22 protein-coding genes are annotated in these 23,758 nt (G+C 33.6%); 12 read left to right on the top strand and 10 right to left on the bottom strand.

The features are described 5' to 3' along the window. Positions 1-35: 35 nt before the first annotated feature. From IW20_RS19790 to IW20_RS19840, 11 genes are all read left to right on the top strand, one after another. Positions 36-728: an aspartate/glutamate racemase family protein gene (locus IW20_RS19790; protein ID WP_035626514.1), complete on the top strand. Its 693-nt coding sequence runs from the start codon at positions 36-38 to the stop codon at positions 726-728. Positions 729-782: 54 nt separating this feature from the next. Next, the gene (locus tag IW20_RS25585) at positions 783-1,523 is read left to right on the top strand and encodes a DUF3667 domain-containing protein (RefSeq protein WP_051886016.1); all 741 of its coding nucleotides are present in this window, start codon (positions 783-785) and stop codon (positions 1,521-1,523) included. 49 nt (positions 1,524-1,572) lie between these two features. Continuing rightward, on the top strand, positions 1,573-3,312 hold the full coding sequence (locus IW20_RS19800) for a CocE/NonD family hydrolase (protein ID WP_035626516.1): 1,740 nt from the start codon (positions 1,573-1,575) through the stop codon (positions 3,310-3,312). Positions 3,313-3,608: 296 nt separating this feature from the next. Continuing rightward, entirely contained in the window at positions 3,609-4,367 is a 759-nt protein-coding gene (locus IW20_RS19805) for a methyltransferase domain-containing protein (RefSeq protein WP_035626519.1), read from the top strand. A 26-nt stretch (positions 4,368-4,393) separates the two neighbouring features. Next, positions 4,394-4,858: an SRPBCC family protein gene (locus IW20_RS19810; RefSeq protein WP_035626521.1), complete on the top strand. Its 465-nt coding sequence runs from the start codon at positions 4,394-4,396 to the stop codon at positions 4,856-4,858. A gap of 38 nt (positions 4,859-4,896) precedes the next feature. Then, positions 4,897-5,697, top strand: a complete 801-nt coding sequence (locus IW20_RS19815; RefSeq protein ID WP_035626524.1) for a class I SAM-dependent methyltransferase — start codon at positions 4,897-4,899, stop codon at positions 5,695-5,697. 217 nt (positions 5,698-5,914) lie between these two features. After that, entirely contained in the window at positions 5,915-6,340 is a 426-nt protein-coding gene (locus tag IW20_RS19820) for a DUF3995 domain-containing protein (protein ID WP_035626527.1), read from the top strand. Positions 6,341-6,388: 48 nt separating this feature from the next. Further along, on the top strand, positions 6,389-6,844 hold the full coding sequence (locus tag IW20_RS19825; RefSeq protein WP_035626530.1) for a GyrI-like domain-containing protein: 456 nt from the start codon (positions 6,389-6,391) through the stop codon (positions 6,842-6,844). Positions 6,845-6,996: 152 nt separating this feature from the next. Then, positions 6,997-7,569 (top strand): Crp/Fnr family transcriptional regulator, encoded by a 573-nt coding sequence (locus tag IW20_RS19830; RefSeq protein ID WP_035626532.1) that lies wholly within the window; start codon positions 6,997-6,999, stop codon positions 7,567-7,569. 78 nt (positions 7,570-7,647) lie between these two features. After that, a complete protein-coding gene (locus tag IW20_RS19835; protein ID WP_035626534.1) occupies positions 7,648-8,094 on the top strand; it encodes a carboxymuconolactone decarboxylase family protein in 447 nt (148 codons plus the stop codon). A 294-nt stretch (positions 8,095-8,388) separates the two neighbouring features. After that, positions 8,389-9,816: an L-serine ammonia-lyase gene (locus tag IW20_RS19840; RefSeq protein WP_035626536.1), complete on the top strand. Its 1,428-nt coding sequence runs from the start codon at positions 8,389-8,391 to the stop codon at positions 9,814-9,816. Positions 9,817-10,047: 231 nt separating this feature from the next. On the opposite strand, the gene IW20_RS19845 is transcribed toward IW20_RS19840, so the two are convergent. From IW20_RS19845 to IW20_RS19885, 10 genes are all read right to left on the bottom strand, one after another. Then, positions 10,048-11,766: a sensor histidine kinase gene (locus IW20_RS19845; RefSeq protein WP_035626539.1), complete on the bottom strand. Its 1,719-nt coding sequence runs from the start codon at positions 11,764-11,766 to the stop codon at positions 10,048-10,050. A 439-nt stretch (positions 11,767-12,205) separates the two neighbouring features. Beyond that, positions 12,206-13,333: a histidine kinase gene (locus IW20_RS19850; protein ID WP_035626541.1), complete on the bottom strand. Its 1,128-nt coding sequence runs from the start codon at positions 13,331-13,333 to the stop codon at positions 12,206-12,208. A gap of 84 nt (positions 13,334-13,417) precedes the next feature. Then, a complete protein-coding gene (locus tag IW20_RS19855) occupies positions 13,418-14,494 on the bottom strand; it encodes a porin (protein WP_035626544.1) in 1,077 nt (358 codons plus the stop codon). A gap of 459 nt (positions 14,495-14,953) precedes the next feature. Beyond that, positions 14,954-15,520, bottom strand: coding sequence for a K(+)-transporting ATPase subunit C (locus tag IW20_RS19860; protein WP_035626547.1), 567 nt, complete (start codon positions 15,518-15,520; stop codon positions 14,954-14,956). Between the two features lie 172 nt (positions 15,521-15,692). Further along, a complete protein-coding gene (gene kdpB / locus IW20_RS19865; protein ID WP_035626550.1) occupies positions 15,693-17,726 on the bottom strand; it encodes a potassium-transporting ATPase subunit KdpB in 2,034 nt (677 codons plus the stop codon). A gap of 11 nt (positions 17,727-17,737) precedes the next feature. After that, the gene (gene kdpA / locus IW20_RS19870; RefSeq protein ID WP_035626553.1) at positions 17,738-19,459 is read right to left on the bottom strand and encodes a potassium-transporting ATPase subunit KdpA; all 1,722 of its coding nucleotides are present in this window, start codon (positions 19,457-19,459) and stop codon (positions 17,738-17,740) included. Positions 19,460-19,629: 170 nt separating this feature from the next. Then, on the bottom strand, positions 19,630-19,707 hold the full coding sequence (gene kdpF, locus IW20_RS25965) for a K(+)-transporting ATPase subunit F (RefSeq protein WP_081912528.1): 78 nt from the start codon (positions 19,705-19,707) through the stop codon (positions 19,630-19,632). A gap of 175 nt (positions 19,708-19,882) precedes the next feature. After that, the gene (locus tag IW20_RS19875) at positions 19,883-20,164 is read right to left on the bottom strand and encodes a DUF7674 family protein (RefSeq protein WP_035626556.1); all 282 of its coding nucleotides are present in this window, start codon (positions 20,162-20,164) and stop codon (positions 19,883-19,885) included. Between the two features lie 165 nt (positions 20,165-20,329). After that, entirely contained in the window at positions 20,330-21,673 is a 1,344-nt protein-coding gene (locus tag IW20_RS19880; RefSeq protein WP_165571463.1) for a sigma-54-dependent transcriptional regulator, read from the bottom strand. Between the two features lie 283 nt (positions 21,674-21,956). After that, positions 21,957-22,190 carry a hypothetical protein gene (locus IW20_RS19885; RefSeq protein ID WP_035626584.1) on the bottom strand — a complete coding sequence of 78 codons (234 nt, stop codon included), beginning with the start codon at positions 22,188-22,190 and terminating at the stop codon, positions 21,957-21,959. A 575-nt stretch (positions 22,191-22,765) separates the two neighbouring features. Here IW20_RS19885 and panB point away from each other — a divergent pair. Further along, positions 22,766-23,584 (top strand): 3-methyl-2-oxobutanoate hydroxymethyltransferase, encoded by an 819-nt coding sequence (gene panB / locus IW20_RS19890; RefSeq protein WP_035626562.1) that lies wholly within the window; start codon positions 22,766-22,768, stop codon positions 23,582-23,584. The last annotated feature ends 174 nt before the right edge of the window (positions 23,585-23,758 follow it).

Below are 23,758 nucleotides of genomic sequence, written 5' to 3' on the forward strand. Positions count from 1 at the left end.
AAATCAGTACAAACAATATAAAGTTTAGACAAAACATGCAAACATTAGGGCTTATTGGCGGAATTAGCTGGGTTTCTACCGTAGATTATTACAAACTTATCAATGAAGGAATAAATGAAAAATTGGGCGGATTAAACTTTTCTCAATGCATTATTTATTCCTTTAATTATGAAGATATCAAAAAAAATAATGATGCCAATGATTGGGAGAAAACCTTCCAGATGCTATACGAAGCTTGCAAGCATTTAAAATCTTCGGGAGCAACGGCAATTCTATTATGTGCCAACACTATGCATCATATTGCCGACCGACTCGAAAAAGAAATCGGAATTCCACTTATACATATTGCCACAGTAACTGCTACAGAAATCGAAAAAACCGGACTTAAAAAAGTAGGCTTACTTGGAACCAAATTTACAATGGAACTCGATTTCTTTAAATCTAAACTTATCGATAGAGGTATCGAAACGCTTATTCCTGATGATGAAGACAGAGATTTTGTACACATGACTGTTTTTGAAGAATTAGGAAGAGGAATTGTAACCGAAAAAACAAAAAAACGTTACTTAGAAATTATCGATAAATTAATAGAAAATGGAGCTGAAGGAATCATTCTTGGCTGCACAGAAATTCCTATGGTTATAAAACCCGAAGATGTTACTATTCCAACATTTGATACTGTAGTATTACACTCTAAAGCTGCTGTAGCATTTTCATTAAAACAATAAAAATCACCAAACAAAACCATGTGAAAAATCGTTTAATAATAATAAATAATTAAGATGGATATAATCTGTAAGAACTGTAAACAGCATTTTAAAGGACATTATTGTAGTAATTGTGGGCAATCATCCGAAACCCACAAACTCGATTTTCATTTCCTATTACATGATATCCAGCACGGATTACTTCATTTTGATAAAGGGATGTTATATTCTGCCAAGCAACTATTTACCAGACCCGGAGATACTATCAGAGAATTTATAGAGGGAAAACGAGTTAAACACTTTAAACCAATTTCCTTAGTTATTGTTCTGGCTACACTTTATGGTCTACTTTATCATTATTTCGACATCAATACAATAGGAGATAATTCTTCTAATAATCAGACTGACCTTTCAATTGATTTTAAACAAATTAACGAATGGATAGCAACACATTTCTCTTGGGTAACACTAGCATCCATACCATTTTATACTTTAGGAACGTATATTGCTTTTAGACATCAAGGATACAATTATATCGAATATTTCATTCTAAATACTTTTAAAGCATCCCAACGACTCATTGTACATCTTGCATTATTACCGCTGCTTTATTATTATAACGAAACACCTCATATAAGGACTGTAATGAAAATTCTTTACCTTATTGATATCATATTAATTTATTGGACCAATGTTCAGTTTTTTAATAAACTAACCAAAACCAAAGCCCTTTTATTATCTATATTTAGTCATTTAATATTCCTAATAACCATTATGATAATTCTAGTTTCAATTTTATTAATCGTAGAAAAATAATACAATTAAGCCAACTAACGATCCAAATACTCAAAACCAACAAAACCAAATGAAAATATTCTTAAATTTTATTTTTCTCTTTTTAATCCTTTCTAATGCATCAGCACAACAAGTAAAAGGTACCAAACCCGAGGATCCAAAAACACTTTATGACATTCAGGATGATGTTTTAATTAAAACCAGAGATGGCGCATTAATCTCTGCAATTGTAGTACGTAAAAAAGGAATAACAACACCACAACCCGTTATTTTGCAATTCACAATTTATGTTCGTAATAGAGATATTAAAGGACTAAAAGAAGCTGTAGATAATGGTTATATTGGGGTTATGGCATACTCAAGAGGAAAGAGATTTAGTCCCGACGAAATATTTCCTTACGAACATGACGGCAAAGACGCCTATGATGTTATCGATTGGATTAGCAAACAACCATGGTGCAACGGAAAAATCGGAATGTTTGGCGGTAGCTACAACGGTCTTACACAATGGGCATCGACAAAAAAACTTCATCCAGCACTTAAAACAATTGTTCCCTATGTTGCCAACAGAGCCGGAATGGGATTACCAATGGAGAATAGCGTCTTTATAAATCCTAATTACGAATGGACATTTTATGTTACCAATAATAAAACCTTAGATACAGTTGTAGGTGACGACAGAAAACGTTTCCGAACCATGCAGGACAAATGGTGGAACTCAGGTGTTGCTTATCGCAAAATAGACAGCATAGATGGTACGCCAAATAAGTATTTACAAAAATGGCTATTGCATCCTGGTTATGATAAATATTGGCAAGATATGGTTCCGTACAAAGAGGAATTTGCTCAAATAAACATTCCCGTTTTATCTATCGATGGATATTATAACGATTCCCAAATATCTAGTTTATACTATTTAAGAGAACACGTTAAGTACAATAAAAATGCAGAACATTATCTCGTTATCGGACCTTATGGACATTTTGGTGCACAAAAAGGTGGTGACCCGATTATAAACGAATACAAAGTAGACCCTATAGCTCTTTTTAATACAAAAAAACTAACCTACGAATGGTTTAACTACATTCTTAAAGGTGGCCCTAAACCTGCTGTTTTAAAAGATAAAATAAACTACGAAGTAATGGGTGCTAATGAATGGAGACATGCGCCATCACTAGAAAAAATGAGTAATGATTTCCTTAAATTATATTTAACCAACACCAAGTCAAAAGACAAGTATTTATTATCAGATAAAAAACCCGCCAAATCTGGATTCTTACCTCAGGAAGTAGATTTTGCCAACAGAGAAATTAGCAATAATGATTATTATCCAGATCCTATTATTCGCAAAGAACTCGATACTATAAATGGTTATTTTTTTATAAGCGAACCGCTTGATAAACCAATTGTAGTTAATGGTGCTTTTGAAGGCGAAATAAAAGCGCTTATTAATAAAAAAGATATGGATATAGGTGTAGTTTTATATGAAGTGATGCCTAATGGCGAATACTTTCATTTATCATACTTTTTAGGCAGAGCCAGTTATGCAAAAGATATTACAACTCGAAATCTTCTTGTTCCCAACAAAATCGAAACTATCCCCTTTACAAATACCCGATTAGTAAGTAAGCAATTAAGCAAAGGAAGTCGCTTGCTTGTAGTAGTAAATGTAAATAAGAATGCCTTCTCCCAATTAAATTACGGAACAGGTAAAGACGTAAGCGACGAAACCATTAAAGATGCCAAAGAACCACTAAAAATAAAATGGTACAACGATAGTTTTGTAAAGATTCCAATCTGGAAAAACTAGAAAGAAAAATCCATGTTGATTTTAATTATTCGCTACCATAACTAATCTATAAATGGAACGCAGATAAAACGGATTTACAAAAGTAAAGACGCAGATAAAAACAGATTTTTAAACCAATAAAAAGAAAATCCGTTTTTATCCGCGTACATTTTTTAACCTCAATAAAAAACTTTGCGAACTCTGCGGAGATCCTTGCGCCCTTTGCGGTTAATTCTCAAACTACAGATTCCTCTTTTTAACTAAATAAAAACTTAAATTTCCTTAACTTCGTTTGCATCATAAAACCTCCGTAAATTATGGCATGGAATCCAGAAAAATACAACGAGTTTAAAGCACTTCGATACAAACCTTTCTTTGATTTGGTTGCCCATATTCTGGATAAACCAAACATGAAAGTAATTGATTTAGGCTGCGGAACTGGAGAGTTAACCAATATGCTATCTCAAAAACTTACCAATCCTTCAGTAAAAGGTATCGATTCCTCGAAAGAAATGTTGGAGAAAGCCAAAGAATTTACAGCAATCCAATTTGACCAAAAAACTATCGAAGAGCAAATTAATACGGGTAAAAAATGGGATTTAGTTTTTGCAAATGCATCCATACAATGGGTTGATAATCACGAAGAATTATTCCCTAAAATTATATCATTATTAAATCCAGATGGACAATTGGCAATCCAAATGCCTTGTCAGAACGAGAATTTACTTAATCAGATTGTAATCGAATTGGTACAAGAAGAACCATATAAAAGCGCATTGAATAATTGGAAACGACTTTCGCCTGTACTTACAATGGATGATTACGCCCAGATTTTATTCGAAAATGGTGGTACAGATATAGTTATTTACCAAAAGGTATATCCTATGATAGCTAACACACACGACGAATTATATGAGTTTATTTTGGGGTCGACTTTAGTTCCCTATTTTGAGAGATTACAAGGAGAAATAAAAGAACAATTCATCAAAGAATTTAAAAATAGAATCGCAAAAAGATTTCCTAAAACGCCATCATTATACGCGTTCAAAAGAATCCTTTTGTATGCAAGATTCTAAAAACATAACTAGAAAAAAATAGCAATATGAGTAGTAATCCAAAATCTGTTGAAGCCCAAATGCTTATAAGAAAACCAGCTGCAATTGTTTTTAATGCATTTATAGATCCAAATGTAACCAAGAACTTTTGGTTTACAAAAGGAAGTGATACACTAGCTGTAGGCAAAAATATAATCTGGGAATGGGAAATGTACAACGTATCGACTACCGTTTTTATAAAAGAAATTATCGAAAACGAAAAGATTTCTATCGAATGGAACGAACCTAAAACTACTGTTGATTTCGAATTCAGAAAAATAACCGACGACACAACCTATGTAGTTATCGAAAATTATGGTTTTGATAAAGAAGGCGACGAACTCCTGAATATAATCAAAGATTCTACAGGTGGATTTACAACAGTTCTCGACGGATTAAAAGCCTATTTAGAACATAATATCAACCTGAATCTTATAGCCGATAAATTCCCAAAAGAAGCTTTTAATAAATAGATCCATATCCAAAAAAATCATCAAATCATATCCAAAAAATGACCCCAGAAAACAATTATATAGAAGTTAATAAAGAATCATGGAACAATCGAGTTGAGTCACATCTTAAATCTGACTTTTATGATTTAGAAGGTTTCCTAAAAGGAAATACTTCGTTAAACAGTATCGAATTAGAATTACTAGGAGATATAAAAGGAAAAACAATCCTGCATTTGCAATGCCATTTTGGGCAAGATAGTATTTCTTTAGCAAGACTAGGCGCAAATGTTACAGGCGTCGATTTATCAGACAAAGCAATAGAAAGCGCAAACAAACTTGCGCAAGAAACCAATACATCGGCTTCTTTTATTTGTTGTGATATTTATGATTTACCAAACCATTTAAACCAAAAATTCGATATTGTTTTTGCAAGTTACGGAACAATCCCATGGCTACCAGATCTTGATAAATGGGCAAAATTAATTTCGGATTTCCTTAAGCCAAATGGCCAATTTGTATTTGCCGAATTTCATCCTGTAGTTTGGATGTTTGATGATGATTTTGAAAAAGTAGGATATAATTATTTCAACTCAGGAGCGATAATAGAAACTCAGGAAGGAACTTATGCTGATAAAAGTGCACCTATAGAACTAGAATATGTATGCTGGAATCATGGTATGAGCGAAGTTATAAATAGCCTAATTAAAAACGGACTAGAACTAAATTCTCTAAATGAATTTGATTATTCGCCATACAATTGCTTCAATAACATCATAGAATTTGAACCAAAAAAATACAGAATAAAACATCTGGATAACAAAATCCCAATGGTATATTCTATCCTTGCAACAAAAAAATAGCAACCTCAAAAATTAAACATATAAGAGATATAAGTAAATATAAGCATGACTAACTCTTTGGATAAAGAACGTGGATAAAAAATCCGTTTAATCCGCGTTCCTCTACACACAATTTAAGTTAGCAACTATTTACTTCGTAAACTTAAATGAACTTATATCCCTTATATGGTTAGAATAGTTTAATTGAATCATATATTTCTTTTAAAATCATCACATTATGCAAACAACAATTGGATCCATTTTGGTCATCATTTTTCTATTTCTAGCAGGAATACATATTTATTGGGGATTTGGCGGAAAATGGGGATATGAAGCAGCAATACCAACAACCGAAAACAATGAAAAACTAATGAGTCCGAAGCTAAAAGAATGTATGGTAGTTGCCATTGCACTGCTTATACTTTCGGTTTTAGTTTTAATAAAATCTGGGATTATAACCTATATTTTGCCAAATTGGATACAAGAATATGGCATCTGCATTATTTTGATATTATTTATGATAAGAGCTATTGGTGACTTTAAGTACGTGGGATTCTTTAAAAAAGTCAAAACCACAAAATTTGCACAAATGGATACAAAATACTTTTCGCCATTATGTTTATTAATTTCGCTTTTAGCGATAACATTAGCATTAACAGCATAATTTTTTGCGCTACTTTTACATAGAATAACAATATAATTTAAAACTAAAATGGAATTAATTACAATCGAGGAGTTTTTCATTATCGGATTATCGATAAGAACTACCAATGAAAATGAACAATCTGCAAAGGATATTCCAGCGCTTTGGAACAAATTCATGGCAGAAAATACAATCGAAAACATTCCGAATAAAATAGATAATGCAATCTATTCTGTCTACACCGAATATGAAAAGGATTATACCAAACCATACACTACAATTTTAGGTTGTAAAGTTTCTAGTTTAGATAATATCCCAACCGGAATGACAGGGAAAACTATTGCAAAAGAAACCTACAAACAATTTACTGCCAAAGGAAATTTAGCCGATGGTATTGTAATCCAGAAATGGATAGAAATTTGGAACACTGATCTCAACAGAAAATATACTGCCGATTTTGAGATATACGGAGAAAAAGCATCCAATCCAGAAAATGCCGAAGTGCCTATTTTTATTGCTATTTAGTGAATTTACTCATATCAGTTAATTTCAAAAAAAATGCTTTAATTTTCTAGATTCTCTCGCAAAGTCGCAAAGACGCCAAGTTAAAATTTAGCTTTCTTGGCGACTTGGCGTCTTTGCGAGAATTTATAACTACAACACTTATATAAACAATAATGCAACCAAACCTAATTGAACACATAAAAAAGTACGTCGAACTAAACGATGAACAAACCCAATTAGTTTTGGATAATATCAAGCCGATTACTCTAAAAAAGAAAAGCTATTTACTAGAAGAAGGACAAATATGTTCTTCGCTTTATTTTGTAGAAAAAGGCTGTTTGCGTTTCTTTTTTATCAATGATAAAGGAACCGAGCAAATCACACAATTTGCAATCGAAAACTGGTGGATTGCCGATTATATGAGTTTCGACACACAATCGCCTGCACAATTTTACATTCAGGCAATCGAAAACACCGAGGTTTATGCTTTTGATTATCACAATCAGGAAAAATTATTTAGCCAATTACCTCAACTAGAACGTTACTTCCGCCTTGTTTTGCATAGAGCCTATTCGGCTGCTCAATTACGTATGAAGTACCTATACGACTTTACAAAAGAAGAAAGCTACCAACATTTCATCACTCGATTTCCTGAGTTTGTGCAACGTATTCCGCAATACATGCTGGCATCCTACTTAAATCTCACTCCAGAATATTTAAGTGAAATAAGAAAAAACGCACTTTAATTTCATTTCTTAAACCAGCTTAAGATTTTTGATTTTTCCTATAAATATCTTTGTTTAATAATTTAAAACAAAGAAATCATGAGCAAGAGAATTAAAATTGCACACACACAACCAACTGCAATAAAACCATTATTAGATTTGAATACTTATTTAGATTCAACTCCTTTAACCCACATACATCACGAATTAATAAAAATTAGAGCATCACAAATAAACGGTTGTGCATATTGCATCGATTTACACACAAAAGATGCCCGTAAATATGGCGAAACCGAACAACGTATCTATTTATTAAATGCTTGGAGAGAAGTTGATTTTTACTCTGAAGAAGAAAGAGCAATCTTGGCTCTGACCGAAGAAATTACATTAATCAGTAATGGTGGAGTTTCAGACGAAACCTATCAAAAAGCAGCAAGTTTATTTGATGAAAATTATTTATCACATATCATAATGGCTATTATTACAATAAATGCCTGGAACAGAATTGGAGTTACAACCGAAATGAAACCAGCTTTAACGCGCTAAACTTTTTTTTTAACCATTAAGATATTAAGAAAAAAATTAAGAGCTAAAACTTAATATCTTAATGGTTTAATAATAACATTTTGAGTATTTTCGGATCGTTTTTTCATTCATTTTAGAGTAAAATCCTTATTTTAAGATAATCAGAAAATTATAATCAATATTTTTTACATTATTATTTTATTGCCAAATTATTAATATTAAATACAAATTTTAATAAATACGCAACATTAACAATTCTTCTTTTAGTTTCATTGCATTATTCAATTATCTTTGTGATAACAAAATTATAATATAATGGAAGAATGTATATCGGTATTTGATATGCTTAAGATTGGTGTAGGACCTTCAAGCTCACACACCCTTGGACCTTGGCGTGCAGCAGAACGTTTTCTAGCTGAATTAAAAAGTGAAAATCTGTTTTCTCAAATCACTCGTGTAAAAGTCGATTTGTATGGCTCTCTTTCTTTAACAGGAAAAGGACATGCTACCGATTTGGCAGTGATGTTAGGATTAAGTGGTCAGGATCCCGAATATATTCCTATAAACGACATTGCAGGAATTATAAAATCTATCGAAGATACCAATACAATTATACTTGGAAACGAGATAACCATTCCGTTTTTCTTTTTGCAAGATATTGTATTCAATAAAGAATTCTTACCGTTTCATGCCAATGGTTTAAAATTTACGGCTTACGCCAAAGATGATTCCGAATACGAGTCTATCTTCTACTCTATTGGTGGAGGATTTGTAGTAAAAGAAGAACGCGAAAACGCTAAAATAAAATCGGAGATAAAATGTGCATTTCCGTTTCCTATACAAAACGCAGCAGAACTTTTAGATTATACCATTACCCAAAACAAATCCATTTCGGAGATTGTTTATGAGAATGAAAAATCGATGCGTTCTGAAGAATTCATTAACAATGAATTAATGCGTATTTGGAACACCATGCTCGAATGTATGTACATCGGTTGTCACTCCGAAGGAATCCTTCCTGGTGGATTAAATGTACGCCGTAGAGCATTTGATATGCACCAAAACCTCATCGGTTTATCTAATTATAATTCTCCACAAACGTGGCTAGAAGAAATAAGAAAAACCGAAGTTAAATTTCGCCAAATCCTAAAATGGGTAAGTTGTTTTGCACTTGCCGTAAATGAGGTAAATGCTGCTTTAGGACGTGTAGTTACTGCTCCTACCAATGGTAGTGCTGGTGTAATTCCTGCCGTTTTAATGTACTATTTAGTAATCGAAAACCATAATGCAGGCGAAAAAGAAATAAAACAATTCCTGATGGTTGCAGGCGAAATAGGAAGTATCTTCAAGAAAGGATCTACAATTTCTGCAGCAATGGGAGGTTGTCAAGCCGAAATAGGTGTTTCATCATCTATGGCAGCAGCAGCACTTTGCGAATTAATGGGCGGAACTCCTGCACAAGTTTTAATGGCAGCCGAAATAGCCATGGAACATCACTTAGGATTAACCTGTGACCCAATTGGCGGATTAGTACAAATACCTTGTATCGAAAGAAATACAATGGGAGCTATAAAAGCCATTAATGCAGCCGAACTAGCCCTAGAAACTGACTCTAAAAACGCAAAAGTACCACTAGATAAAGTAATCAATACGATGTGGCAAACTGCAAAAGATATGAACTCTAAATACAAAGAAACCTCCGAAGGAGGATTAGCTGTAGCCGTGAATATGGCGGATTGCTAATTTTAGTTTTCAGTACCAGTCGCAGTTTACAGTTATAAAAAAAGTGTTCAGTCACAGTCGCAGTTTTCAAAAACTACAAGATTGTACTGAACACTTTTCTATTTATAAATTTCAATCACTGAAAACTGAAACTGGTACTGAGACTGAGACTGAAAACTAAAAACTTTTACCGCAAACAACTTAAACTGAAAACTGCGACTGGTACTGAAAACTGGTACTAAATACTAAAACCTAAGCTTTCAAAAGTCTAAACCAGAAAGAGCTTCCTAATCCCAACTCACTTTCTACGCCAATAGTTCCGTTTTGAGCTTCAATAAATTCTTTACTAATAGATAATCCAAGTCCCGTTCCTGATTTATGACTTCCCGGAATCTGGAAAAATTTATCAAATACTTTCGATTTATAATGACTATCAATACCTTTTCCGGTATCAATTACTTCAAACACAATCTGATTTTTCTCTTTTTTCAGTTTAACTGTAATACTACTTTTTTCATAAGAGTATCTAATTGCATTCGTTAAGAAATTAATCATCACCCAAGTCGTTTTCTCCGAGTCCGCTTTAATATCTGCAAGATTAGGTTCACTCTCAATAATTAATTCTATCTGCTTTTGTTCCGCTTGAACTTTTACAGCTTCCAGAGCATATTCTATTATTTTATACGGACTACATTGTCCAATATTAAGTTTGATATTACCAGTTTCTAGTTGTGCCATATCCAGCAATTCTCCTGTAATTTTTAGCAAGCGCTGGCTATCATCTTTAATACTATCTATTAATTGTTTTTGTTCCTCATTAATAGCGCCCGTGTTAGGTTTTTCTAATAGCTGAAGACTCAGTTTAATCGATGAAATTGGTGTTTTTAATTCATGCGAAACCGTTGCAATAAAATTAGTTTTAGCAAAATCTAATTCTTTAAACAGTGTAATATTTCGCAATATAATTACATCGCCAATATTAATCGTTTGGTCCTCCCCTGTTGGCGTAATTGTAATATTAACGATTTCTTTATCAAAATAACTTTCCTTACCATCGGCAAAAATTTTCATTGGGTGCGCTTTAGTACTTTCCAGATCATTGATGATTAAAGATTTCATCAAATCATTTTTTAGTGCCAGCGTTGTAGCCAGTTCCCCAATCACATCCTCAGATTTCATTCCGATAATCTTAAGCGCTTCATCATTTACAAATAAAACTTTCCCTTGATTATCAAGTCCAATAATTGGATCGTGCATATTGTTTATTAAAGTCTCCAGTCGTTTCTTCTCAAATGATAATTTATACAAATTACTATCATGGTATTCCTCGAGTTTTTGAGCCATGGTATTAAACGATTTTGCTAAATCCCCAAACTCATTATGACTTGTAAAATGAACCCGTTCCGAATAGTTTTTATTCGCAATTTGCTTAATACTTTCTGTTAATTCCTTAATTGGATTAGCAATATTATTAGGTAAATTAATTAGTAAATTAAAAGCAATCAAAAAACAAAGAGTGCCTACAATTGCAATCGAAAAATTAGCTGTTTCGGCAGTTTGCTTCGCTATATCGCTTTTCTGCTTGATGGCATTCATATTGAGTTTCATAATGGCAAAAATATCCTGACGTATCTGACTTTTAATCGTTTGATCATCCCAGTTATTTTCTAATTTATTAAAACTCATTTGTAAATTAGTCGTTACCTTATCTTCGCCAGCTTCGGTTACATTGGTAATTTGTTTTTTCAAATTGTCTTTAAAAATGACACTTGCTTTATCTCCATTACCACTTATTTCATCAAGCGAAGTGAGCATATTTCTAGAATATTCCAATGTGTTATAATTGGCTTTCAAAATATTTTCGGTGTCTCCTTTTATCAAAAAAATATAAAAGGCACTCACTAATGCAAGGATAATTATCATCAAAAATAATAGTCCTACGCCCAAGTTTAATTTCGTTTTAATTTTCATTTTCTATGATTTACAAAACATTTTATTTTTTATCAAGTCTATAACTTTCTTCAAGCGTTTCATATAAACTTACAGAACTTAAGTGATTATTCTTTTTTTAAACATATAAGACATTTAAGTAAATATAAGTTTCCTAAAATACTTCTTAAACTAAAAAGTAATTTCCTCAAACAGCTTAACTGAACTTACATAACTTATATGGTAACTCTTATTTTCTTAAACATATAATACATTTAAGAAAATATAAGCTTATCTAAAAACTAAATTTAAATGAACTTACATAACTTATGTGGTTAATCCTTTCAAGCCAAACAACATTAATCTTTTTTAAACATATAAGGCATTTAAGTAAATATAAGCCTATCCTCAAACAGCTTAACTGAACTTACATAACTTATATGGTTAATCCTTTCAAACCAAACATCTCAAAATCTTACTTCTAAGATAAAATAACAAGATCGACATTCGATAAAGAAAGACGGCTCAATAAACGTCTAAAAATCGATGTCGACAAAATTACCTTAAAAAAGTTAAAATGAGGTTTCCCAATACAAACCGTTGTAATTTCTTTTTGCTCTACAACCTTAAGCATTGTATCGGTAATATTAGTGCTTTCTATCTTAATTACTTCGGCACCGAGTTGAGTCGCCAATTTAAAATTATTAATTAAATGACGTTGTTTATCCAGTGCTATTTTATCACTGCTTTCCTTTGGTAACTGAACATACAAAACATACCAATCGCTATTGTAATAACTTGCCAATCGGGCTGTTTTTCTAATAATATTCTTAGCTGTTCGCTCATTACTACTTATGCATGCCAGTAATTTTTCGTGTCGTAGCGCCTGAGTTTTAGGAACCTCATTTTCTACTTTTCGCACCACCTGACTTGCTACTTCTTTAAGAGCCAATTCTCGCAGTTGCAAAATCTGATCAGACTTAAAAAAATTATTCAGTGCTGTCTGGATTTTATCAGCCGTATAAATTTTCCCTTCTTTTAATCGGTCAATTAAATCTTCGGATGTTAAATCGATGTTTACAACCTCATCCGCCAATCGTAATACATTATCCGGAATTCGTTCCTTAACATCTACATTTGTAATTCGTTTTACATCTTGATTTAAACTCTCGATATGCTGAATATTAACTGCCGAAATCACATTTATTCCAGATTCTAAAATCTCCAGAACATCCTGCCAGCGTTTTTCATTCTTACTGCCTTCTATGTTCGTATGTGCCAGTTCATCTACAATAACCACCTCAGGACGCAGGTTAATTATAGCTTGCACATCCATTTCTTCCAGTTGCTTTCCTTTGTAAAAAATAGAACGACGCGGAATCACAGGCAAACCATCCAGCAATTCATGCGTTTCCTTACGATTATGCGTTTCTATATAACCGATTTTTACATCAATTCCGTTTTTTAACAACGTATGAGCTTCCTGTAGCATACGAAAAGTTTTGCCTACACCAGCACTCATACCAATGTAGACCTTAAACTTACCTTTACGGGATTTCTGAATTAAATCGAGAAAGTGCTTAACATTATTTTCCTTTTCGTTATCCATATTTTATTGCATTATGCTGTAAGCAGTAAGCTTTAAGCAATGCGACTCTTATAAAGCCTATCGCTTAAAGCTTATAGCCTAAAGTTAAAGAGAAATTGCCAAAGAAGTCGTTATAAATACGTTACTATCCGTTGGATTATTATTTTTCAAAAAGATATCGTCTTTACTATTCAAAGTTCGCGCTTCTAATCGAAATATCACATTTTCTGCAGCCAAATAATCAAAATTTGCCGAGAAACCATACGTTTTAAAACCATTAGGAGTTCCAGTTGCTATAATAACACCTTTCTCATCTTGGTAATACTCACCTCTAGCTGCTAGCTGAATTTTATTCGTTGGTTTATACTGCGCCATAACAATTGGAGTGTACCAAATATCATAATTAGAACTACCGTTTGTCGCTTGTTGTGCACCGATATCAAAACCAGCAATTAAATTCACTTTTTCAGACACCCTAAACTGTCCGAAGAAATCATTAAAATACCTCCATTTTCTATCCACGTCAGGATATTCATTCCCAACATACGTACTCCAGTTTAATGTAACAGCCGAATTTGGTTTATATGTAACCTGCGTTCCAAAAGCCGGAGTCTGATTTCCCTCAACCTTCTTGATACGTTGCCATCCATTTAAATACATTACTGCCAAGTACCATTTTTCGCTCTTAGATGTATATCCTAATTTTACACCCGCTTCATAATACGGAGAATTTTCAGCTAGGATACTTCTGGTCAGAGTCATACAATCTTTACCAATAGCACTTTCAAAACCAATATGCGAAGGCATAATTCCCGCATCAACCCAAAGATTATGCTCTTTAGAGATTTTTACCCCCACATTAGCCTCATATACATTTTTTAATAAATCTTGCTCGCCAGCCAAATTATATTGAGCATAAGTTCCAGCCATAAGAGCAAAATTTGCCCGAACATTATCTTTTACATAATTCACTTTTGCCAAACCTAAATTCAAGTTCACTTCATTGTGTTTGTTATAATTATAAATAAAACTTGGTCGAATATGATCATCAGGATTTCCAAAATCATAACTGTAATATGTATCTATATAACCCGAAAACGTAAACGGACTTTTAGATTCTTCCTGAGCATTCATTGTTGTGTATCCAAAAGCTATTAAAGCTGTAAGTATTATTTTTTTCATTTTATTTTAAAATTTGGGCATTCAAAAACTAGCAGAGTTTATATACCTGCTTAGGTTTAATTATTCTTTTTTTGTTATTAGTTTTTTTAGGAGCTATTTCCAGCTATCCGCTATATCTTTTTCTGGCTAAAGAAGCCAGAAAAAGGATACCGCTTCTATCTGGGCTAAAACACTTGGGGCAACAAGGGCTTTAGTCATCCTAACAAGCTTCCAAAACCTGTTAGGTCATAAAGGGCAAACTCAGATAAGTAACTACAAGTTTATCTATATTTTGACCATAAATTTTCATACACACAAGGCACTAGAAACCTTGCTAACAGATTTATAAAACCTGTTAGGTTTAGTATTAATCATTATATTTTAAAAGTTTTTTTATCCTGACAAGTTTCCAGAACCCGTTAGATATCTAGGCACAGTTTATCATACCTACTAGATTTTAGAAACCTTGCAGGAATAAAACTAAGAACCTTTTTTAGAAAGTTCGTCAAGAGCAATGTTTAGTTCCAAAACATTCACCATTGCAGTTCCCATAACCTCAGGAGTATTAATTTTAGATTCAACCAAAGCTTTTACTTTATTCTCATCTAATTTTCTTTCTTTAGCAACCCGTTTTACCTGAACCAAAGCACCTTGAGGAGATATATTAGGATCCAAACCACTACCAGAAGCAGTAACCATATCGGCAGGAATTTCCGATTTTCTTAAATAAGGATGAACAATTAAAAAAGTATCAATTCTTTTTTGAACCACAGCTAAATAATCAGCATTACTTGGTCCTTTATTACTCCCGCCACTACCCGCAGCGTTATAATCTACTGCCGAAGGACGACCCCAGAAATAATTAGACTTGTCAAATTTCTGACCTATTTTTTGATACCCTACTACTTTACCATTAACCGAAATAGTTTCGCCCTTACCTTGATTAGGCGCAAACTGAGCAATACCATAAATTGCCAAAGGATAAATAACAGCAAACAGAACAATTGTAAGTAGAGTAAATTTTAATATTGAAAATATATTTTTCATTGTTTTTGTTTTTTGAGTTTCTAAGGAACTAAGCTTCTAAGTTTCTAAGTTTTTTTCTTAGAGCCTTAGCAACTTAGTATCTCAGAACCTATTTTTTAAATTTTATAATATATTAAGGCTTTAGTCTCAAAGTTTTAATCTTAGTACCTTAGAAACTTAGCACCTTAGTAGCTTACATGAACAGAGCTACAGCCAAATCAATTAATTTAATACCGATAAAAGGAATTATTAATCCACCTAAACCATAAATCAACAAGTTTCTTTTTAGGATTGCACTTGCACCGATTGGTTTATAATCAACACCTCTCAACGCTAGCGGAATCAATATCGGGATGATAATCGCATTAAAGATTACCGCCGATAAAATCGCACTCTCAGGACTATGCAAATGCATGATATTTAAACCTTGCAAGGCAGGAATCGCTGTAATAAAAAGTGCAGGAACAATAGCAAAATACTTCGCTACGTCGTTTGCAATAGAAAACGTTGTAAGTGTACCTCTGGTCATCAGCAACTGTTTTCCAATCTCAATAATCTCAATTAACTTCGTTGGGTCATTATCTAAATCTACCATGTTTCCGGCTTCCTTAGCAGCTTGAGTTCCACTGTTCATTGCAACACCTACATCAGCTTGTGCAAGAGCCGGTGCATCATTCGTACCATCACCCATCATTGCGACAAGTTTACCCATTTGTTGCTCGTTTTTAATGTAGTTCATTTTATCCTCAGGTTTCGCTTCTGCAATAAAATCATCCACACCAGCAGCCTCAGCAATAAACTTAGCCGTAAGAGGATTATCTCCTGTAACCATTACCGTTTTTACACCCATTTTTCTCAAACGGTCAAAACGTTCCTTCATACCCGTTTTAATAATATCCTGTAATTCGATAACACCTTGTACTTGGTTGTTTTTAACCACCACCAATGGTGTTCCACCTTTAGATGAAATATCGATTACTTTTTGAGCAATATCCTCAGGGAAAGTATTTCCAGCCTGAAGCGCAATATTTTTTGCAGCATCCTGAGCACCTTTTCTAATATTAGTACCATCTTTTAAGACAACACCACTCGTTCTGGTTTCAGCAGTAAACTTTATTAAAGTAGCCCCTTCAATAGATAAGCTTTGAGACACAGTTGTACCAGCCAGTTCTACAATACTTTTCCCCTCAGGAGTATCATCAGCAAGAGAACTTAATACAGCCGATTCAATAAAATCTTTATCCGAAACACCTTTAGCAGGATAAAAATTAGTTGCTTTTCTATTACCAATAGTAATCGTTCCTGTTTTATCCAGAAGCAATACATCAATATCTCCAGCAGTTTCTACCGCTTTTCCAGATTTAGTAATTACGTTAGCACGCAACGCTCTATCCATACCCGCAATACCAATTGCCGAAAGTAAACCACCAATAGTTGTTGGGATCAAACATACAAACAGCGCAATAAAAGCAGCGATTGTAATAGGAGCATTAGCATAATCCGCAAATGGTTTTAGCGTAATACAAACAATCACAAAGATTAAAGTAAATGCCGCCAACAAAATAGTAAGAGCAATCTCGTTTGGAGTTTTCTGACGGCTTGCTCCTTCCACCAAAGCAATCATTTTATCAAGAAAACTTTCGCCTGGTTCAGAAGTTACAATAACTTTAATTTTATCCGACAATACTTTTGTCCCACCAGTTACCGATGATTTATCACCACCAGCTTCCCGAATCACAGGAGCACTTTCTCCAGTAATTGCACTTTCGTCAATAGTTGCTAAACCTTCGATGATTTCACCATCGGTTGCAATTAAATCTCCAGCTTCGCAAACAAAAACATCACCTTTTTTTAATTCCGATGAACTAATGTTTTTAATTTCACCATTAGCCAGGATTTGTCTTGCAGGAGTTTCTTCCCGTGTTTTTCTTAAACTATCCGCTTGCGCTTTACCTCTTGCTTCGGCAATTGCTTCGGCGAAATTGGCAAACAAAAGAGTTGCTAGTAAAATTAAAAACACAATTAAATTATAAGCAAAACTACCTTGATCCTGTGCTCCCATTAATATGGAAATACAAACGGCAAACATAATGGCAGTTCCTATTTCTACGGTAAACATTACCGGATTTTTAATCATCAATTTTGGATTAAGCTTCACAAAAGATTGCACCAAGGCATCTTTTACCTGCTTACTTTCAAACAATGAATTGGATTTATTGTTAGTCATTTTCTTTTATATTATTTTAATGTAAAATATTCTGCCAATGGACCTAAAGCCAACGCTGGGAAGAATGATAAGGCGGCGATAATTGCGATTACAGCAAAAACCATAACTCCAAAAATAGAAGTGTCAGTTTTTAAAGTTCCAGCACTTTCAGGGATATATTTTTTATTAGCTAGTAATCCAGCAATAGCCAATGGCCCGATTATAGGGATAAAACGACTCAACAACAATACAATACCAGTAGTAATATTCCAGAAAGGATTGTTATCTCCTAAACCTTCAAAACCAGAACCGTTATTGGCAGCACTCGAAGTATATTCATATAACATTTCCGAAAATCCATGATTACCAGGATTGTTTAACCAACCCGTTGCATTCCCACTAAACCAATATCCCATTGCCGTATCATTTGCAGCAAAATAAGATGCCAAAGCCGTTCCTGATAATATTAATAAAGGGTGAAGAATAGCAATAAAAGCAGCGATTTTAACCTCCCGAGCTTCGATTTTCTTTCCTAAAAATTCAGGAGTTCGACCCACCATTAAACCAGAAATAAATACCGCCAGAATAATGAAAACATAAAAGTTAAGAATACCAACACCACAACCACCATAAAAAGCATTAACCATCATAGCAAGCAATTCCATAGCGCCAGATACTGACATCGAGCTATCATGCATACTATTTACAGAACCCGTAGAGATTACAGTTGTTGCAATACTCCAGAAACCTGAAATGGCTGGTCCTAACCGAACCTCTTTACCTTCCATTGCTCCTGTTGTCTGAGCAATTCCCATTCTTTCGATAGCAGGATTTCCGTTAATCTCGCTCATAACCGTTGGGATAACCAGAAGTAGGAAACCAACCGTCATTACTCCAAAAATTACGTATGAAAATTTTCTTTTCTTTAAATAAAAACCTAAAGCAAAAATCATGGCAAACGGAACAATTAATTGAGCCCATAACTCGACAGCATTAGTAAAATAAGTAGGGTTTTCTAAAGGATGAGCCGAGTTAGCTCCAAAAAAACCACCACCATTTGTACCTATATGTTTTATAGCGATAAATGCAGCAGCAGGCCCACGAGAAACCGCCACATTATCACCTTGTAAAGTAGTAATTGTATCCTTACCCTCAAAAGTCATCGGAGAACCGCTAAATACAAGAGCAGTAGCTACAATAGCCGAAAGTGGCAATAAAATACGAGTACAACTTTTTATAAAATAATTATAAAAATTACCTAGTTTATCCGTAGTACGTTCCTTCATAGCGGTAAAAACCATTGCTGCAGCAGCAAGTCCGACACCAGCCGAAACAAATTGCAAGAACATCAAGAACATCTGAGATAAATAAGATACACCGCTTTCGCCCGAATAATGCTGTAAATTACAGTTTACCATAAAAGAAATGGCGGTATTAAATGCCAAATCTGGACTCATCGATGGGTTATTGTCTGGGTTTAAGAAAAGTGACCCTTGAAACAATAAGATAAAGAAACAAAGAAAGAACCAAACCATGTTTATACTTAAAAGAGCTTTTAAGTGTTGCTTCCAGTTCATTTCTTCGGTGGAATTGATTCCACTGATTTTAAAAATAAGTTTTTCAATTGGATTGAAAATCGGGTCGAGTAAGGTCTTATCACCCAAATAAACTTTAGCAATATATTTTCCCAAAGGAATGGCTAAAACTATCGTAATGATAAAAATACTGATGACGCCAAATAATTCTGTGTTCATAATTTAATTTTTTTTAGAGACAAATGTTTTCCTGCGAAATGTTTTCCTGCAAAACGTTGATTCTAAAATGTGAGAAGCAAAAACAAACCGATGCATTACATCAAACCTTCTTACATTTCACATCTTACCTATACCGGTTTTACATTATCTCATATCACTTTTATACATTATTAAAATTTTTCGGGTTTGATTAATACGTAAACCAAATAGCCGAAAACGGCAAGGGCAATAATAAATAGTGCAATCATGATTTAAATTTTTTCAAAAAATTCGACAGATTTAAAACAAATCGCAAAGAGCAAAACTGCCAGTGCGAGCAAAAGAATAGTGATTAACATAGGTTTTGATTTATTTAGATTATTGGATTATTTATTTTTAGATTCTTGGCGATTAAACGATTTAAACAATTAACCGATTAAACTTTTACACCCCCGACGCATTAATTTGCTTAATATATTCAGCCTTCAGCGATTTTGGGAACAAGTCCGAAATCGTACAGTGTCGCAATTCCATAAAAGAAGAAACCGAGAAAACGTACACGTTCGAGATAGCGCTTTTAGTTTCATAACTTCCAGTAGTATATAATCGCTCAGCGAGAGCCAGGCATTTTTTTGCTCTAACGATATTTCCGCTAATAATTGCTGTCTTAGTGATTTCGGCAAACCGTTCAGCTTGTTTATAAATCGTGGTGACTTGATTTTTCATGACAATGATTTTTTTAGTTCTCCATCGCTTATGCCAAAATACATTCCAAAAAAAAGAAACACTTACAAGTCATTGTAAATTAAACACTTATCAAATTTACTTAAAAATTAGGCACAAAAAAAGCCTATCATAATGATAGGCTTTTCTCAAAATAGTATTGTTTTACTATTGAATATTGTATTCGTCTAATTTTCGATAAAGAGTCGCAATCCCAATTTCGAGTAATCGTGCCGTTTCGGCTTTATTGCCTTTAGTATAATTAAATACCTTCTGTATATGTAATTTCTCAACACTTTGCATAGAAAACGCCGAAACGCTTTTATTCGTTTTAACCACCTGATGTTGCATCTCATAAGGCAAAACATCTTCTGTTAAAACATCATCATTTACCAAAATTACCGAACGTTCTATAACATTCTTTAATTCACGAACGTTTCCAGGCCATTGATACGTTTCCAGCTTTTGCATAAAGCCCTCATCAATAGATAAAGCCTTCTTATTTATTTTTTCAGAAAATTGCTTCACATAATAATGCGCCAAAGGAGCAACATCCTTAACCCTTTCTCGCAAAGGCGGAATCTTAATTTCAAAAATATTCAACCTAAAATATAAATCCGAACGAAAACGGTGTTCCTCACTCTCAATCTTCAAATCGCGATTGGTCGCTGCAATTAATCTAAAATTAGATTTCCTTGGTTTCGTATCACCAAGCTGAATGTATTCGCTAGTTTCCAGAACACGCAATAATTTCGCTTGTAGTTCCAGCGGCATTTCCCCAATCTCATCAAGAAATAAAGTACCACCATTAGCTTCCTCAATATATCCTTTCTTATCTTTAATAGCTCCGGTAAAAGCACCCTGTTTGTGTCCAAACAATTCGCTCTCAAGAATTTCTTTACTAAAAGTACTGCAGTTTAACGCCACAAACGATTTCCCTACTCTATTACTATTCTCATGAATTGCCTGAGCAAAAACCTCTTTACCAGTTCCAGTTTCACCCATTAATAATACAGTCGAATCAGTTTTAGAAACTTTCTGAGCCAAATTAATAACCTGCTCCAACCCTTTCGATTTCCCTATAATATTATCAAAAGAATATTTATCAGAAATGCGTTTCTCAAGTTGCTTAACCTTCTTTTGCAATTGCACTTTTTCTAGGGCTTTATACAAAAGCGGAATAATTTTATCATTATCATCCCCCTTTACAATATAATCAAAAGCACCATTTTTCATGGCTTGAACACCATCCGAAATTTTTCCAAAAGCCGTCAATAAAATAACCTCCGTAAATGGGAAAGCGGCTTTTATTTTCTGAAGAAAATCAACACCATTTCCATCAGGAAGCTTAACATCGCAAAGCACGGCATCGATATCATTATGTTCTAACTTTTTAAAACCCGACTTTAAATCTGGAGCTTCAAAAACTTCAAAACCTTCCGAGCGTATAATTCTAGCGAGAAGATTACGTAGTTTCTCTTCGTCGTCAATAATAAGGATGTTTTTCAAAATAGGGGTTTGTGAATTTATTTTTTCAAAATTAGTTATTTTACTTATTTGTTAATTAAATACTACCAAATACTTTTTTAGTCTCCCATAATTCATTCTTTTTTCAGGAGCTAATCCTGCTGTACACTATATCTTTTATGGCAGAAAAAGCCATAAAAGGATGCCGTTCCCATCAGGGCTAGAAACAAAATAGATGGCTTATATAAACTCAATAAAAAAACCTCAACTTTTTAATAGTCAAGGTTTTTGGTTTTATTATTAATTTTAAAAATGTAATGAAATAAATTTATTCAGTATCCAAATAAGGATTTAGAATTTCGGCTAATTTATTGAGCCAATAAAAACTTTTCTCTAAGTTAATAACTTCGTGCCTAAGAGTTTCATGTTCTCTCATAACTCCTAAAGCGAGTAAATAATTTACTTGCCTTATCTCCTTAGCCATAGCTATTGGATCAATCGTTTTGTTAAAAAAATCTGTTAGCCTTCTTTCTGTTTCTTTCGAAAGGTTGTTTGTACTCATAATCTTTGCATTTAGGAAATATAAAACCCGCATAGCTAAGGTGTCCTACGCTGCAAAGAGCGTTGCGGTTGTTTCCAATACCGCCACCATACCACACGGGCAAGAAGTTTTTTCGAGTTCATAATCTTTGCATTTAGGACTGCAAATATAACAAAATACAATCAACGCAACGATAGCGCGGAAATTCTTTCCGTGCCCGTTCCAAAAAGACACAAGAAAATTTAAAATTAACATCAAAAAAAATCATTGTTTGTGGGCACGGAAAAAATTTCCGCGCTATCGAACTCAGAAAAGTTTCTCGTTCTAAAATAAGTTTACATATTAATCAACTCTCACGAAGACACAAAGCAGCAAAGAAATCATGTGTAACCTTGGCGACTTTGCGTCTTTGCGAGAAACTTATTTTAGGACAAGACAAATCAAAAAATCATTAGCCTAAAATCTTAAATCAATTTGTTTGTAGACACCGAAAGAATTTCCGTGCTATCGGGCTTTAAAAAAATTGATTTCATTACTTTTACAGATTCAAAATATAAATCAATCCCGATTCTATCGGAACTAAATCATAGATTACAATGTCTGTAGCAAAAAAAGATTACAAAAGAATTACTACCAAATCATTAATTGAGATGAAAGCCAATGGCCAAAAAATCTCAATGCTTACGGCTTACGATTATACAATGGCCAAAATTGTTGATACTGCCGGAATCGATGTAATCCTTGTAGGAGACTCAGCTTCTAACGTTATGGCAGGTCACGAAACGACATTACCAATTACTTTAGATCAAATGATTTATCATGCATCATCTGTAGTAAGAGCTATCGAAAGAGCTTTGGTAGTTGTTGATTTACCTTTCGGAAGTTACCAATCAGATCCTAAAGAAGCATTGCGTTCTGCTATCAGAATCATGAAAGAAAGTGGAGGTCACGCAGTAAAACTAGAAGGTGGAAAAGAAATTAAAGAATCAATAAAAAAGATATTAAACGCAGGAATTCCAGTTATGGGACACTTGGGTTTAACACCACAATCAATATATAAATTCGGAACATATACTGTTCGTGCAAAAGAAGAAGACGAAGCCGAAAAACTAATTGAAGATGCAAAAATGCTAGAAAAAATTGGTTGTTTTGCATTAGTACTAGAAAAAATCCCTGCACATTTAGCCGAAAAAGTTGCCAAAAGTATCTCTATTCCAGTAATCGGAATCGGTGCTGGAGGTCAAGTAGATGGTCAAGTTCTTGTAATTCACGATATGTTAGGAATGAACAATGAGTTTAGCCCACGTTTCTTAAGACGCTACATGAATTTATACGAAGGAATGACAACAGCAATTAGCCAATATGTTGATGATGTAAAATCTGGAGACTTCCCAAATTCTGGAGAACAATATTAATTTTTTAAGGCACTAAGGTTCTAAGCGACAAAGGTTCTAAGATTTTAAAATTGAATAACCTCCTGCCTTAACAAGAGGGATATTTTAAGTTAATCAGCCTTTAGCCAAACTCCTTTAAGGTCCTAAAATGCTAAAAAACTAAGGTTCTAAGATTTTTTCTTAGCGCCTTAGCTT

Origin of the sequence: Flavobacterium hydatis (assembly GCF_000737695.1) — a bacterium.
Classification (GTDB): domain Bacteria; phylum Bacteroidota; class Bacteroidia; order Flavobacteriales; family Flavobacteriaceae; genus Flavobacterium; species Flavobacterium hydatis.